Annotated in this window: 18 protein-coding genes; 16 read left to right on the forward strand and 2 right to left on the reverse strand. The window is 49.3% G+C overall.

The genetic code is table 11. The features are described 5' to 3' along the window. Positions 1 to 194: 194 nt before the first annotated feature. The 14 genes from JSY36_RS03265 (at position 195) to JSY36_RS03325 (ending at position 10552) form a co-directional block, all read left to right on the forward strand. Positions 195 to 1067, forward strand: a complete 873-nt coding sequence (locus tag JSY36_RS03265; RefSeq protein ID WP_205165227.1) for a transporter substrate-binding domain-containing protein — start codon at positions 195 to 197, stop codon at positions 1065 to 1067. Between the two features lie 68 nt (positions 1068 to 1135). Beyond that, positions 1136 to 1837 carry an amino acid ABC transporter permease gene (locus tag JSY36_RS03270; RefSeq protein WP_205165228.1) on the forward strand — a complete coding sequence of 234 codons (702 nt, stop codon included), beginning with the start codon at positions 1136 to 1138 and terminating at the stop codon, positions 1835 to 1837. A gap of 16 nt (positions 1838 to 1853) precedes the next feature. Then, positions 1854 to 2594 carry an amino acid ABC transporter ATP-binding protein gene (locus JSY36_RS03275; protein WP_205165708.1) on the forward strand — a complete coding sequence of 247 codons (741 nt, stop codon included), beginning with the start codon at positions 1854 to 1856 and terminating at the stop codon, positions 2592 to 2594. Positions 2595 to 2923: 329 nt separating this feature from the next. After that, positions 2924 to 3406, forward strand: a complete 483-nt coding sequence (gene moaC, locus JSY36_RS03280) for a cyclic pyranopterin monophosphate synthase MoaC (RefSeq protein WP_122900196.1) — start codon at positions 2924 to 2926, stop codon at positions 3404 to 3406. Between the two features lie 135 nt (positions 3407 to 3541). Beyond that, positions 3542 to 4180, forward strand: a complete 639-nt coding sequence (locus JSY36_RS03285) for a redox-sensing transcriptional repressor Rex (protein WP_205165229.1) — start codon at positions 3542 to 3544, stop codon at positions 4178 to 4180. Positions 4181 to 4304: 124 nt separating this feature from the next. After that, positions 4305 to 4778 carry a GNAT family N-acetyltransferase gene (locus JSY36_RS03290; protein WP_236784527.1) on the forward strand — a complete coding sequence of 158 codons (474 nt, stop codon included), beginning with the start codon at positions 4305 to 4307 and terminating at the stop codon, positions 4776 to 4778. Between the two features lie 64 nt (positions 4779 to 4842). Continuing rightward, complete coding sequence (locus tag JSY36_RS03295) at positions 4843 to 6261, forward strand: DHA2 family efflux MFS transporter permease subunit (RefSeq protein WP_205165230.1); 1419 nt, start codon at positions 4843 to 4845, stop codon at positions 6259 to 6261. 52 nt (positions 6262 to 6313) lie between these two features. Beyond that, a complete protein-coding gene (locus JSY36_RS20600) occupies positions 6314 to 6436 on the forward strand; it encodes a hypothetical protein (protein ID WP_272873249.1) in 123 nt (40 codons plus the stop codon). A gap of 63 nt (positions 6437 to 6499) precedes the next feature. After that, on the forward strand, positions 6500 to 6733 hold the full coding sequence (locus JSY36_RS03300; protein WP_205165231.1) for a hypothetical protein: 234 nt from the start codon (positions 6500 to 6502) through the stop codon (positions 6731 to 6733). 229 nt (positions 6734 to 6962) lie between these two features. Further along, complete coding sequence (locus tag JSY36_RS03305) at positions 6963 to 7781, forward strand: DUF2785 domain-containing protein (RefSeq protein WP_205165232.1); 819 nt, start codon at positions 6963 to 6965, stop codon at positions 7779 to 7781. Between the two features lie 16 nt (positions 7782 to 7797). Continuing rightward, a complete protein-coding gene (locus JSY36_RS20785) occupies positions 7798 to 8607 on the forward strand; it encodes a GNAT family N-acetyltransferase (RefSeq protein WP_205165233.1) in 810 nt (269 codons plus the stop codon). Continuing rightward, positions 8604 to 9317: a Type 1 glutamine amidotransferase-like domain-containing protein gene (locus JSY36_RS03315; protein ID WP_205165234.1), complete on the forward strand. Its 714-nt coding sequence runs from the start codon at positions 8604 to 8606 to the stop codon at positions 9315 to 9317. The genes JSY36_RS20785 and JSY36_RS03315 overlap by 4 nt, the downstream gene beginning before the upstream one ends. Further along, entirely contained in the window at positions 9301 to 10095 is a 795-nt protein-coding gene (locus JSY36_RS03320) for a methyltransferase domain-containing protein (protein ID WP_205165235.1), read from the forward strand. The genes JSY36_RS03315 and JSY36_RS03320 overlap by 17 nt, the downstream gene beginning before the upstream one ends. 1 nt (position 10096) lies before the next feature. After that, on the forward strand, positions 10097 to 10552 hold the full coding sequence (locus JSY36_RS03325) for a DinB family protein (protein ID WP_205165236.1): 456 nt from the start codon (positions 10097 to 10099) through the stop codon (positions 10550 to 10552). A gap of 190 nt (positions 10553 to 10742) precedes the next feature. On the opposite strand, the gene JSY36_RS03330 is transcribed toward JSY36_RS03325, so the two are convergent. Next, positions 10743 to 10946: a YdiK family protein gene (locus tag JSY36_RS03330; protein ID WP_122900216.1), complete on the reverse strand. Its 204-nt coding sequence runs from the start codon at positions 10944 to 10946 to the stop codon at positions 10743 to 10745. Beyond that, a complete protein-coding gene (locus JSY36_RS20790) occupies positions 10946 to 11692 on the reverse strand; it encodes a CPBP family glutamic-type intramembrane protease (protein ID WP_205165237.1) in 747 nt (248 codons plus the stop codon). The genes JSY36_RS03330 and JSY36_RS20790 overlap by 1 nt, the downstream gene beginning before the upstream one ends. A 379-nt stretch (positions 11693 to 12071) precedes the next feature. On the opposite strand from JSY36_RS20790, the gene groES reads away from it, so the two are divergent. Together groES and groL are read left to right on the forward strand one after the other, a co-directional pair. Next, entirely contained in the window at positions 12072 to 12356 is a 285-nt protein-coding gene (gene groES / locus JSY36_RS03340) for a co-chaperone GroES (RefSeq protein ID WP_205165238.1), read from the forward strand. 109 nt (positions 12357 to 12465) lie between these two features. After that, positions 12466 to 14100 carry a chaperonin GroEL gene (gene groL / locus JSY36_RS03345; RefSeq protein WP_205165239.1) on the forward strand — a complete coding sequence of 545 codons (1635 nt, stop codon included), beginning with the start codon at positions 12466 to 12468 and terminating at the stop codon, positions 14098 to 14100. Positions 14101 to 14132: the final 32 nt, after the last annotated feature.

Raw genomic sequence — 14132 nt, forward strand, 5'->3', positions numbered from 1 at the left:
GAGAGTGTGAAGGAGCCGGTTTTCCACCATTTAACACAATTGTTCGGGGGACAGACCCTTGAACAAGTCTCCCGAAAAACAGGCAGATTTTTGTATTGACGGCTACATGGAATGGTGATATATTTTTGTAAGTGAATTTAATCCCGATTTAACAGCTGTGAATTATCGGGAACGAAAAGGGTGGATGAATGATCATGAAAAAAATAGTTTCTCTCCTCAGCTTATCATTTCTACTGGGCCTGGCTGCGTGCAGCACGGTTGATGAAGATACAAACGAAGGCGCGGATACGTCTGATGATGACGCAGAAGCGGCGGACAGTGTGTGGGAAGAAATTCAGGAAACGGGTACGCTTGTTGTGGGAACATCCGGAACGTATGCACCTGTCACGTATCATGAAGACAATGAATTAACTGGCTTTGATGTAGAGCTTGTCCGTGAAATTGCGGACCGTCTCGGAGTTGAAGCAGAATTTACAACAATGGACTTTGACGGCATCCAGCCGGCTCTTCGTAACGGTCAGATTCACCTGGCGGCCAACGACTTTGCGATTACAGAAGATCGAGAGGAAGCGTTTGAACTCACAGAACCTTACAAGTTTTCCTACGGATCTGTCATTGTCCGCGCGGAGGATGCGGATCGTTTTGAAACAGCCCGCGATTTGGAAGGGGTACCGGTCGCTCTTGGCTCATTAACGAGTAACTATGCCCAGTTTGCCGAGAACATCGGTGCTGACGGTTCTGCCTATGACGGGGGAACAGAAGCGATTCTTCGTGATGTGATCAATGGAAACCGCGATGCATACTTGAATGACGTCCTTGTTCTTCAACGTACAGTTGAGGAGTTTGGCGATGATCGTCTTGTTGTGGCGGATCAGGTGAAGTACCACGCGACTGAAAGTGTCATGATGATGGAAAAAGGGAACACGGACCTTAAAGAAGCGATTGACGAAGCAATCGCTGAATTGCATGAAGATGGAACAATTGCAGCATTGTCTGAGGAGTTCCTCGGAGCGGACGTATCGGAGCCTGCAGATACTGACGAGATCGTCGGTCTGGACGGGGAATAATAAAAGGATAAAACAAGATACAAGGGTTTTATACTCTTGTATCTTTTTGTGAAGAAAGAAGGGATTGGATGATTGACTGGTTTACTCAGATTCGATGGGAACATCTCTATGACCCTGAACTGGCCTGGAACTCACTTCCGCTGTTGTTTAAGGGCCTGCAGATTACGCTGATCATTGCTCTGTCGAGTATGGTAATATCTCTTGTACTGGGCTTATTATTAGCCGTTGCACGCATGTCAAAGCGCTGGTTTTTACGGTGGCCGGCGAGAGTGTATATCTCGTTTATGCGGGGCACGCCGCTGCTGGTGTTTTTATTTATTCTTTATTACGGGATTCCGGTGCTCGGGGTGCAGTTCAGCAGTGCGATTGTGGCTGCCATCGTAGGGATCAGCCTGAATTTTGCGGCATACAACGCCGAGGTGATCCGGTCGGCCATCATGAGTGTACCGAGGGGTCAGTGGGAATCTGCGGCTTCTCTTCAAATGACCTACTGGCAGACGATGCGCCGCGTCGTCATTCCTCAGGCCACCAGGATTGCCCTGCCGCCAACGACGAACATCTTTTTGGATATTGTAAAAGGGACGTCTCTTGCGTCTGTTATTACGGTGCATGAATTACTTTACAGCGCCCGGCTTGTGGCGGGGCAGACGTTTGATTCCATGACCATGTACATTACGGCCGCTCTGATTTACTGGGCCGTCTGTATTGTGATCGGCTATTTCCAGGAAAGGTTGGAGAAACGGTACAACCGCTATTTAACGAAACGGTAAAGGGGGGAAATGCGTGATGATTTCTGTAGCGAAACTGAAAAAAGTGTTTGACGGCACGACGGTGCTAAAATCTATTGATTTTTCGGTGGGAAAAGGGGAAGTGGTTTGTCTTGTGGGTCCGTCCGGTTCCGGGAAAACCACGTTGCTGCGATGTCTGAACCTCCTTGAAGTACCGGAGGAAGGGACAGTTACGATTGGGAAAAAGACCGTTGATTTTGGCGGAAAGAAGCTGTCCCGCAAAGATACGAACGAACTTCGGGCGTACTCAGGCATGGTTTTTCAAGGGTTTCACCTGTTTCCTCATCAAACCGTGATTGAAAACATTATAGAAGCGCCGCTCATTGTACAGGGGCGGGATAAGGACACTCTTGTGAAAGAAGGGGAGGAGCTCCTGAAAAAGGTGGGGATGTTTGAGCACAAAGACAAATATCCCGATGCCCTATCCGGCGGACAGCAGCAACGGGGGGCGATTGCCCGGGCGCTGATGATGAAGCCGGAAGTGATGCTTTTCGATGAACCGACGTCAGCTCTTGATCCCCAGACGGTGGGAGAAGTCCTCAGAGTGATGGAAGATCTGGCCAGGGAAGGACAGACGATGGTGGTAGTGACCCACGAAATGAACTTCGCCCGGCGAGTGTCGGATAAAGTGCTCTTTATGGATGGCGGCTACATCGTGGAAAGCGGCACGCCGGAAGAGGTGCTCACGGCACCGAAAGAAAAGAGAACGAGAGAGTTTCTGCAGCTTTTGGAAGAATAGATGTTCCAGGGAATGCCGCAGCGGGGAGGACACCTTCACCCCGCTGCGGCATTTTTTGAAAAGTTCGGGGGTCTGTCCCCCGAACATTACTCTGAACCGATTGACATATGGCAGGGAGGTGGAGTAATACCACAGGAAAGTGTGAAGGAGCGGGTTTTACACGGATTAACACAATTGTTCGGGGGACAGACCCCTGAAAGAACCCATGAAAGAGACCCCCGGTTCCGACCCGGGTCCCCGGTCTTTGAGACTATCTTTTGCGGTCTTCGGGTGCAGATTGTGAAATGATGGTGTACAATGGACAGGGAGAGATTGAAAGGAGACTTTTCATGGGGTCATTTACACACTTTAATGAACAGGGCAGAGCGAAAATGGTCGACATCTCCGAAAAGAAGGAAACGGTCCGCACGGCGGCCGCCCGCTCGGGTGTCATCGTAAACAAGGAGATTTACGAGGGAATCCGGGAAGGCACGATGAAAAAAGGGGACGTTCTTGCCGTTGCCCAGGTCGCAGGCGTCATGGCTGCCAAAAACACATCCCAGTGGATCCCGATGTGCCATCCGCTGTCGCTTTCAGGCGTAGACATTCGTTTTGACTGGGACACAGAAGAAGCGTACAAGCTTCTGATCGAGGTGCACGTAAAAACGAAGGGGAGTACAGGAGTAGAAATGGAAGCGTTAACATCCGCATCTGCCACCGCCCTCACCGTTTATGACATGTGCAAAGCCCTCGGAAAAGACATGGTCATTATGCCTACATACCTTCTTGAAAAAACAGGCGGTAAAAACGGCGACTTCAAGAGAGAAGAATAACGTTCTTTTGCTCGGCAGGCTCTGGCATTACCCGGGTCACGAGCCCTATATAAATAATACCGCAGCTATTTCGTATAAAAGGCAGGCCTGCCTTTGAGGGAAAGGGAGAGAAGTTGCGAGGTTGGAGGCGAACATATGGATAACTTTGATCAAACCAAAATACCACAGGCAACGGCCAAACGTTTGCCGTTGTACTACCGATTTTTAGAAAGCCTGCAGGTGTCAGGAAAGCACCGGGTTTCCTCATCCGAACTGAGCGAAGCGGTGAAGGTGGACAGCGCGACGATCCGCCGTGATTTTTCCTATTTCGGCGCACTCGGCAAAAAGGGCTACGGCTACAATGTAAACTACCTGCTTACCTTTTTCAGAAAGACCCTCGACCAGGACGAAGTCACCCGTGTGACACTTGTAGGGGTGGGGAATCTCGGAACCGCATTCCTAAACTACAACTTTACGAAATCAAACAACACCATTATTGAAATGGCGTTTGACGTTGACGAAAGTAAAGTAGGCCAGAATATTGGAAACGTTCCCATCTATCATTTGAATGACTTTAAGGAAAAAATCGACTCTCAGGTGGAAGTGGCGATCCTCACCGTTCCCGCCCATGCCGCCCAGGGTATTGCCGACGATATCGTAGAAGCCGGAATCAAAGGCATTCTGAACTTTACCCCGGCACGGCTGAGTGTACCGGACGATGTCCGCGTCCACCACATCGACCTGTCCGTGGAGCTCCAGTCACTCATTTACTTCCTCAAACACTATCCATTGTAAAAAGAACCGTCGTCTGCTTTGAAAGCCAAAGCAGACGACGGTTTTTCACATGGGGCACTGCTTCCGGCTCAGGAAACAAGTTTTTATCCACCGCTAATCTTTGAGAATGGGAGAGGAGAAAGACATGATTACCATCAGACCTTTTGAAGAAAAAGATAAGGCGTTTATTTTCGGACTCGCCGCCCGCTTCGGTGAGTTCGACCACGTGGGCTGGCGCGACCCCCGGGAGATGTCGGAAGCCCAGCTCCGACTTTCGGTCGAGTCAATCGATACAAATAAAGATCACCTTTTTGTGGCGGAGAAGGACGACGGGCGTCTGCTCGGCTATCTTGAAGTAGACGTACATACTGATTTTTTTACCCAAAAAAAGCAGGGGTATATCGCGGCCATTGCTGTATCCCGTGACGGGGAAGGGACCGGAGTCGGAAAGCGCCTGATCAAGAAGGCGGAGATTTGGGCCCGGGCGGAAGGCTACGGGGAGCTTGTCCTCGGTGCCTTTGCCGCAAATGAGCGGGCCATCGCATTTTATAAGGGCCTCGGGTTTGAGATGGATACGGTCACGATGATCAAAGAGCTTCGTGATGACGAGCAGGATTAACAGATCCATGGTATGATAGAAAGAGGTATTTCGTGTAGCGAAAAACAAAGCAGGTGACTCTCACGTGACTAAAATTCCACATAAATGGATCGTGTTATTCGCGATACTACTCGGAACGTTTACGATAATTCTAAACAACAGCATGTTAAACCCCGGCGTCCCTCACCTGATGGACGTGTTTGATGCCGACGCCGTGGCGACGGGCTGGGTAATCACCATCTTCATGGTCACGATGGGAATCACCATGCCCCTCACCGGCTACCTCGGTGACAAGTTCGGGAAAAAGAATCTGTATCTCTTCGGGCTACTGCTCTTTGTCCTCGGCTCGATTCTCGGGTCAATGAGCTGGAACCTGTCGTCGCTCATTTTGTTCCGCGGGCTCCAGGGAATCGGCGGCGGATTTATTATGCCCCTGTCTCTCGTATTTCTATTTGAAGTGTTTGAGAAACGTGAGCGGGGTATGGCCATGGGCATCTGGGGCATCGCCGCCATGATGGCGCCCACAATCGGACCGACGCTGGGCGGCGTGATCATCGAGCTCGGCACCTGGCAGTGGCTGTTTCTCTGTAACGTACCAACTGGTGTTCTCGGACTGATTTTTTCATCGATTTATTTGAAGAAAAGCAAGCCGAACAAAAACATCACCTTTGACGGCAGCGGCTTTGTGACGGTGACGATCGGGGTGGGCTCGGTGCTCTTTGCCCTCGGGCGGATCAGTGAGCTCGCCCACCTGACCAATCCGGTGAATATCTCGTTGATCGTGATCGGATTCGCGGCGCTGGCCCTGTTCGTAAAAATCGAGAACGGCAAAGAACAGCCACTCCTCGATTTGTCGATCTTTAAAATCAAGCCGTATACAATCAGCATCTGGATCGGGATTGTAAGTTCCATCAGCTTGTTCGGGGGAATCTTTTTGATTCCGCTGCTCGTACAAAACGTTTACGGATACGGCGCGATAATGACGGGACTTGTGTTTTTACCGTCGGCGCTGTTGATGGGTCTCTGCATGACGATCGGCGGACGGATCCTGGACAAACGGGGACCGTCGGGCGTGGTGACAACGGGGCTTGCCCTTTCGTTTACGGGGACGATCATGTTCGGATTCATCTCCATGGAAACGGCCCTTTGGGTACTGTTTGCATTGAACGCACTTCGCGGGATGGGCATGGGCTTCAGCATGATGCCGTCCACGACGACAGGAATGAACGCCATTCCCGAGCAGATGATATCGCGGGGATCGGCGATGAACAACGTCCTCAGGCAGATGAGCTCAGCACTCGGGATCGTGTTTATGAGTGTGTATTTCGAAGTGCGGCGGGCCCAGGTGATGGGCGCGAACGGCATGTCGCTGGAGGAAGCGAGTCTTCAAGCCATCACGGAAGGGTTTATTGTTATTTCCGTGCTGCTACTCGTGTCGATTCCGGCGGGATGGGTGCTGGGACGTGAAGTGAAGAAGCATGACGCGCGGCAGAAGTCTGCGTGATGATTGTTGGAGAGCGGTTTCCTTTTTAGAGAGGGAGGCCGTTTTTTTTTGTGTGATTGGCAGAATTAATGAGATTTGCGGCAGAAAAAAGAGGATTATCGGCAGAATAAAAGACGTATTCGGAAGAATTATCGTTGTTCTTGGAAGAATTGTTACGGGGGGATGGATGCGATGATGATAAAAAAGGTGTTGGTAATTGGAGAGCGGCTTCCTTTTAATAGAGGAGGTCTTTTTTTGTGTGAGTGGCAGAATTAATGAGATTTGCGGCAGAAAAAAGAGGATTATCGGCAGAATAAAAGACGTATTCGGAAGAATTATCGTTGTTTTCGGAAGAATTGTCACGCGGGATGGATGCGGTGATGGGAAAAATGGTGATGATTATTGGAGAGCGGTTTCCCTTTTGGAGAGGGAGGCTGTTTTTTTGTTGTGCTCAGCTCTTAGGGGTGAATTAATTGGAGTTAGGGGGGAATAAACAGAGCTTAGGGGTGAATTAATTCGTCTTAGGGGAGAATTTTTCTCCCTTAGGGGTGAATTCGATCTTAAGGGGAAATTATCAGTATTTAGGGAGAAAAAAATGCCTTAATTATTTGGTTTTAGGGGGAAATTACGCTTTCTTAGGAGGAAGTGACCCGGATGGCATCTATGGATGATATAATAATTACAGAAAATTCCTCCAACTTTGCGAAGAATGGAGTCAGCTGATGACATTAAAGGAAGAATTAAAGAGTTTGCGGGAATACAAGATACATAGAAGCGAAGAACGAATCTCCCGATTGCTTGAGCCTATGCTGCGGCACATTGGCTCTCCTGATCCGGAGCTTAGAGACGGGCTTATATACAGTACGTTTGCGAAGTGGGCAAAAGACGATTGCCTGACGGACGAGCAGCTTCAATTTTTGCTGACCACTTGTGTCGGGGAGTCGCATCTCTTTTACCATATTGGGAAGTGCGGGGACGATTCGGTGTTTACGCGCTCGTTCTCTGCTCTTGTCATTGCGGCGATTATGCAGAAGGATCGCGAGCGGAGGGCATTGCCGGCGGAAGTGGTGAAAGAAACCTTGGAGAAAACGCTGCTCTATTTGGCGCGGGAAAAGGATGTCAGGGGCTTTGTGAAAGGAAAGGGGTGGGCTCACAGCATTGCTCACGGGGCTGATTTGCTCACATCTGTGACCCTGCATCCTTCTGTCAGCATGGAGTGTCACGAAGACATTCTGCAGGCCGTGCAGGACTGTTTATTTAAAAAAGTCACGTATGTCGATGACGAAGATGAGCGGCTGACGTTCGTGATTGAGGCTCTTTTGGATAAAAGGATCGCTGCTGCTCAGTTAGAGCAGTGGATTGGAAAAACCTCTGAAAAGCTGGAAGAGTATCTTCGAGAAGAAGGGCATTCGCTGGATTTTTACCGGACAAAGACGAATGTGGTGAACTTTTTCAAAACGGTTTATTTCAGGATCAATTTGCGACAAGTGCGAAAACAGATTGAAGAGCGGGTTGAGTACTGGCACCGGACACTTTACTAAGCAAGGGGAGTTTTAAATGAAGATCCGAAAACTAAGAGAAAACGAACATCCCCCGATGGACTTGCTGTTGCTGGCGGATCCGTCACAGGAGAAAGTGAAGAGTTACCTGCGAGAAGGGGAATGCTGGGTCACTGAGGTGTCAGGTGAAGTCATTGGGGTTTATGTGCTCGTCAAAACAGGTGCGGGGCGTGTGGAACTGATGAACGTAGCGGTGAAGGAGTCGGAGCACGGCAAGGGTATTGGGAAAAAGCTGATCCTGGATGCGATTGATCGGGCGAGGGAAGCTGGTCTTCATACGATTGAAGTCGGAACGGGGAACTCTAGTATCGGGCAGCTCGCTCTTTACCAGAAATGCGGGTTTCGGATTGTCGGTGTGGAGCGGGATTTCTTTGTGAAGCATTATGATGAGGAAATCTATGAAAACGGCATACGGTGCCGGGATATGGTGCGGCTTGCGCAGGAGGTGCGAAGCATGAAGTACATAATGATAAAACCACACGCGAGCAACTACCCGGATCCTATTACCCTCAGTAAGGGAGAAAGGGTTCGGACAGGCAGAACCTATGAAGGTCCCGAGGGCTGGGAGAACTGGGTTTACTGCAGAACGGAGGACGGCGAATCTGAAGGATGGGTGCCGGCGGAGATTATTAATGATCATGTCATAACGGAAGATTATTGTGCGAAAGAGCTGAATATCGATGCCGGCGAACTAGTTGAAATGGTGAAAGAACTGAATGGCTGGTTCTGGGTAAAGAATGTGAGGACCGGGGAAGACGGGTGGATTCCGCGGGAGGCTGCGAAACTGATCCAGGGGGACGAGGCATGAAGCAAATCATCGCTATGGGAGGGGGAGGATTTTCCATGGAGCCCGATAACCCTCTCCTCGATAATTATATTTTAAAGCAGGCTTTATCAGATAAACCAAAGGTCTGCTTTGTTCCTACTGCAAGTGGAGACGCGGATGGCTATATTGAGCGGTTCTATAAAAGCTTCATGAAACTTAATTGCGAGCCTTCACATTTGTCTTTATTTAAACCGCCTGCTGAAGATTTAAAGGCTTTTATTTTGGATAAAGATATTATTTATGTGGGTGGGGGAAACACGAAGAACCTGCTTGCTCTCTGGAAAGAGTGGGGTTTGGAACAGATATTACATGAGGCATGGGAGAAAGGTGTTATCCTGGTGGGTCTCAGTGCTGGTTCGATTTGTTGGTTTGAAGAAGGTGTAACCGATTCGTTCGGTAATGGCCTTGCAAGTTTAAAGTGCCTCGGCTTTTTAAAGGGAAGCAATTGCCCTCATTACGACGGGGAGGCTGAACGGCGACCTGCTTACCGGCACTTCGTTGATTCGGAACAAATAACAGGTGGGTACGCCGCGGACGATGGTGTTGCCCTTCATTTTATAGGAAAAGATCTGCACAGAGTGGTTAGCTCAAGGCGTAACGCCAGAGCATATTCATTGTCAGTCGGCGGAGGAGAAACGCCCCTCACAACAGAATACCTTGGGGAGGTGAAGTCTGGTGGACAACGTCATTGATTATTATACGCAGTTTGATGAATGGGGGCGTCTTGAGCGGGAGCCGATAGAATTTCAGGTGAACATGCATTACATAAGGAAGTACCTCCCTCCGTCCGGTCAGGTGCTTGATAACGGTGCCGGGCCTGGGAAGTATGCGATGGCGCTTGCGGAGGCCGGGGTTCAAATGACGCTGACGGATTTTACCCCGAGGCTTGTGGAGGTTGCGGAAAAGAAAGCAGAGGAGCTGGGCTTAACAGAAGCGTTTAACGGGTTTCATGTTGCTGACGCAAGAGATTTGAATGTCTTTGAACCAGGCAGATTTAACGCTGCGCTAATGATGGGGCCGATGTACCATTTGCAGGAAGAAGAGGATCGTTTTAAGGCAATCAGTGAGTTAAAGAGGGTAACGAAAAAAGACGGCATTGTGTTTGTGGCGTTTATGCCGAGATCGAAGCATGTCCTCACGTCATTGGAGAATCCTGAACAATTGCAACCGAACAATACGCTCGAAGCGATCATGAATTTTTCCGCAACAGGGTGCTTTGACCACCAGGACAAAGGACGGTTTACAGGTGCTTACTATTTTGAGGTAAAAGACATCAAGCCGTTTATGGAGGCGCAGGGTTTTGAAACGCTGGAACTAATCGGATCCAATCCCGGTGCACTTTTAAGAGATACCACATGGGGGAATTGGCGGGAGGAAGAAGAGCTGATGCAGGTTCTTACGGAATTGGCGGCGGACCCGTATCTGCTCGGTGCTTCCTCTCACTTACTTTACATAGGAAGGAGCATTTAGGATGAAAAACAAAACACTGGTTCAATTTGAAAAAGCGGCAGACGAGTTTGCGGGGTTAAAAGAGGTGCCGGGGGAGGCTTTAGTGGAGCCGATTGGCGTGGGGAAGTGGTCACCGCGGGAAGTGATTTGTCATATGTATTACTGGGATAAGTTTAATAAAGAGCAGATGGTGCCGCACATGGCGGACGGGGCGAGGCTGCCGGCGTTTCCGGATCACGATGCGCATAATGCGGAGGGGCTTAAGTATTTGAAGTCGTGTGAAAAACCGGAAGAAGTGATTGATCTTTTTGTGGAGATGCGAAAAGAGCTGGCGGCGGAGTTTGAGGTGTTGAATCCGGATATGCGCTTTACCATTGGGACCGGGAAGCGTCAGTTTTCACCGGAGAGCTTTGTGAAGATGTTTGTGAAGCACGATCAGCATCATTTGAAGCAGCTTGAGGCTGCCGGGGTAAAATAAAAGTTGTTGCAGGAAGAATTAATTGTGTCTTTAATAGTATTAATCTGATCTTTGATAGTATTATTTGGATTTCTGATAGTATTATTGGCGTTTTTGATAGTATTAATTTCATTTTCGAAAGTATTAATCCCGGCTTGGGGAGAATCAACATAAAAAGAGCGCTGCTCCTAGTCCGGAGCTGCGCTCTTTTTTATTTTTTTTCGTTTTTCTTTACCCGTCTGGCCATTCCGAAGAAGCGGAAGGCGATGACGTAGTCGATGGTGGCGACGACGATGAGAATGATGGTGAGAAAATCCCATCCGTCGGTGCGGGCGTTTTGCTGTGTTGCCAGGAAGACGAACATGGTGGCAATGGAAAAATACAGCACCGCCCAGAACATGGGTGACTTGCGCATTAGATTAATCCTCCAATAAACATGATGACTGCCTGCAGGTTAAGGGCCTGCTGCTCCTGAAGTTCGATGATCCGCTCGATTTCCTCGCGGTAGACAACCTGTACAAGCATGACGAAGCCGTTGATACCAGCGTGTGCAATAATCGGTACGATGATTCGTTTTGTTTTGACGTACAGGTACGAGAACACGATTCCCATGATCAGGTAGACGAGAAGGTTCTCGAAGTCCACGTGGACAACGGCGAACAGAAGACCGCTTCCGAGGGCGCCGATCCAGAAGCCGAAGCGGCGGTACAGGGCGCCGAAAATGACCTGACGGAAGACGATTTCTTCCATAATAGGGGCGAAGATCGCAACGGCTATGGCCATTAGCGGCACGGCGGTGGCGATGTTCACGATGTGCTCGGTGTTTTCGGAGCCCGGTTCGACGCCGAACAGGTTGATCTGAATCAGGTTGGCGACCATCTGGGCCACGAAGGCGAGCATGATCCCGAGGACGGACCAGGTGATGGTTGTGCCGATGGTGGACTTGCTGCGAAGATCAAAGTCCCCGTCACGCTTCAGACTCGAGTAGCTTAAGAGGGCAATAATGAGCGTCCCGATGGAAAATCCGATGAGAATCGCATATCCCTGAAGGGCTTCAGGGGAGTCGGCAAGCCCGGTGCCGCTGAGCAGCGGAATCGTCACGAGCGGTGATAACTGCACGAGAATGAAGGTAACGAGAATAATCCAGTATCTTTTTGTCACGATGAAGTCTCCTTTATGTTTGTGCTGTGTATTTTTGAAGTTTGGCAAGGGGAGGGAGCCGGATGCGCTCTTCCTTTGCAATTATGTATCGCTTCATATTGTACCATAGTACGTGCTTCAAGCTGAAAAAGAACGGTTTGGGCTGATTTTGTATGCGGAACCAATGGATGAAGCAGGTGCCGGGGGAACGTGACGTTTCCGGTGACTTTTTTGCGGAAAAAATAAAGGAAAACACTTGCAAAAAAATGGTGAGGCGATTATTATAGGAATTGTGTTAGCACTCATCCGAACCGAGTGCTAATAAACAGACAAATCAAATCAGCGCAGGTCGGCCAGCAAGGCTCGGACTGTCGCAAATACATTAAGGAGGGTGTTTTCCTTGTTAAAACCATTAGGAGATCGTCTTGTTATTGAATTGGTAGAGCAAGAAGAAAAAACGGCTAGCGGGATCGTACTTCCGGATTCTGCAAAGGAAAAGCCACAAGAAGGTAAAGTTGTAGCTGCAGGGATGGGCCGCGTAACGGATAACGGTGAGCGCGTTGCACTTGAAGTGAAAGAAGGCGACAACATCATCTTCTCTAAGTATTCTGGTACTGAAGTGAAGTATGAAGGTAAAGAATATTTAGTCCTTCGTGAAAGCGACGTTCTGGCAGTAATCGGCTAAGGATTTGCGGTTTATAAAAAACGCAATTTCGTAGGCGCATAGAACGATACCTACAAGAGGCGGATTTGGCGCCTACATATAAAACAAAAATTACAGGAGGTTTTTTACCATGGCTAAAGAGATTAAATTCAGCGAAGACGCTCGCCGCGCGATGAAGCGCGGGGTTGATGCACTTGCAGATGCGGTAAAAGTAACGCTTGGACCTAAAGGACGTAACGTTGTTCTTGAGAAAAAATTCGGTTCTCCATTAATCACTAACGACGGTGTTACAATCGCGAAGGAAATCGAGCTTGAAGACAACTTCGAAAACATGGGTGCGAAGCTTGTATCCGAAGTAGCAAGCAAAACAAACGACATCGCCGGTGACGGTACGACGACGGCGACTGTTCTTGCCCAGGCTATGATCGCGGAAGGTCTTAAGAACGTTACTTCCGGAGCGAACCCAATGGTCATCCGTAAGGGTATTGAAAAAGCGACAAAGGTTGCTGTTGAAGAGCTTAAGTCCATCTCCAAGCCAATCGAAGGCAAAGACTCGATCGCTCAGGTAGCTTCTATTTCTGCTGCTGACGATGAAGTCGGCCAGTTGATCGCTGAAGCTATGGAGCGCGTTGGAAACGACGGCGTTATCACAGTGGAAGAATCAAAAGGCTTCACGACAGAGCTTGAAGTGGTAGAAGGTATGCAGTTCGACCGAGGATACGCATCTCCTTACATGGTGACTGACTCTGATAAAATGGAAGCGGTTCTTGAAGATCCGTACATCCTTATCACTGATAAAAAGATCGGAAACATCCAGGAAGTTCTTCCTGTTCTTGAGCAGGTTGTCCAGCAGGGCAAGCCAATCCTCATCATCGCTGAAGATGTTGAAGGGGAAGCTCTTGCAACACTTGTTGTAAACAAACTTCGCGGAACATTCAATGCTGTTGCTGTTAAAGCACCAGGATTCGGTGACCGTCGTAAAGCGATGCTTGAAGATATCGCGACACTATCAGGCGGGGAAGTTATTACAGAAGACCTCGGTCTTGATCTTAAATCTGCGAACATCACGCAGCTTGGCCGAGCAGCGAAAGTTGTTGTATCCAAAGACAACACAACAATCGTTGACGGTTCCGGTGACACAGCTGAAATCGCAAACCGCGTAAACCAGATCAGATCTCAGCTTGAAGAAACAACTTCCGAGTTTGACAAAGAAAAACTTCAGGAGCGCCTTGCTAAGCTTGCCGGCGGTGTTGCGGTCGTTAAAGTCGGCGCAGCTACTGAAACTGAGCTTAAAGAGCGCAAACTTCGCATCGAAGACGCCCTCAACTCTACTCGCGCAGCAGTAGAAGAAGGCATCGTTTCCGGTGGTGGTACAGCCCTTGTGAACGTGATCAACGCTGTTAAAGCTGTTGAAACAGACGGCGACGAAGCAACTGGTGTGAACATCGTTCTTCGCGCACTTGAAGAGCCGGTACGCCAGATCGCGCACAACGCAGGCCTTGAAGGCTCCATCATCGTTGAGCGCCTGAAAAACGAAGAAGTCGGCATTGGCTTCAACGCAGCCAACGGCCAATACGTAAACATGGTTGAAGCAGGAATCGTTGACCCAACAAAAGTTACACGTTCCGCACTTCAAAACGCAGCATCCGTTGCAGCGATGTTCCTAACAACAGAAGCTGTAGTCGCAGACCTTCCAGAAGAAGAAGGATCCGGCGGCGGAATGCCTGACATGGGCGGCATGGGTGGCATGGGTGGAATGATGTAAGCATCCGCTCAAAAATCCCTTGATTATAGGGT

It is taken from the genome of Alteribacter salitolerans, assembly GCF_016901055.1.
Classification (GTDB): Bacteria; Bacillota; Bacilli; order Bacillales; family Salisediminibacteriaceae; genus Alteribacter; species Alteribacter keqinensis.

Coding starts and splice junctions, on each gene's coding strand:
- JSY36_RS03265 (WP_205165227.1), top strand. CDS start 195: ATGAAAAAAATAGTTTCTCTCCTCAGCTTATCATTTCTACTGGGCCTG.
- JSY36_RS03270 (WP_205165228.1), top strand. CDS start 1,136: ATGATTGACTGGTTTACTCAGATTCGATGGGAACATCTCTATGACCCT.
- JSY36_RS03275 (WP_205165708.1), top strand. CDS start 1,854: ATGATTTCTGTAGCGAAACTGAAAAAAGTGTTTGACGGCACGACGGTG.
- moaC (WP_122900196.1), top strand. CDS start 2,924: ATGGGGTCATTTACACACTTTAATGAACAGGGCAGAGCGAAAATGGTC.
- JSY36_RS03285 (WP_205165229.1), top strand. CDS start 3,542: ATGGATAACTTTGATCAAACCAAAATACCACAGGCAACGGCCAAACGT.
- JSY36_RS03290 (WP_236784527.1), top strand. CDS start 4,305: ATGATTACCATCAGACCTTTTGAAGAAAAAGATAAGGCGTTTATTTTC.
- JSY36_RS03305 (WP_205165232.1), top strand. CDS start 6,963: ATGACATTAAAGGAAGAATTAAAGAGTTTGCGGGAATACAAGATACAT.
- JSY36_RS20785 (WP_205165233.1), top strand. CDS start 7,798: ATGAAGATCCGAAAACTAAGAGAAAACGAACATCCCCCGATGGACTTG.
- JSY36_RS03315 (WP_205165234.1), top strand. CDS start 8,604: ATGAAGCAAATCATCGCTATGGGAGGGGGAGGATTTTCCATGGAGCCC.
- JSY36_RS03325 (WP_205165236.1), top strand. CDS start 10,097: ATGAAAAACAAAACACTGGTTCAATTTGAAAAAGCGGCAGACGAGTTT.
- JSY36_RS03330 (WP_122900216.1), bottom strand. CDS start 10,946: ATGCGCAAGTCACCCATGTTCTGGGCGGTGCTGTATTTTTCCATTGCC.
- groL (WP_205165239.1), top strand. CDS start 12,466: ATGGCTAAAGAGATTAAATTCAGCGAAGACGCTCGCCGCGCGATGAAG.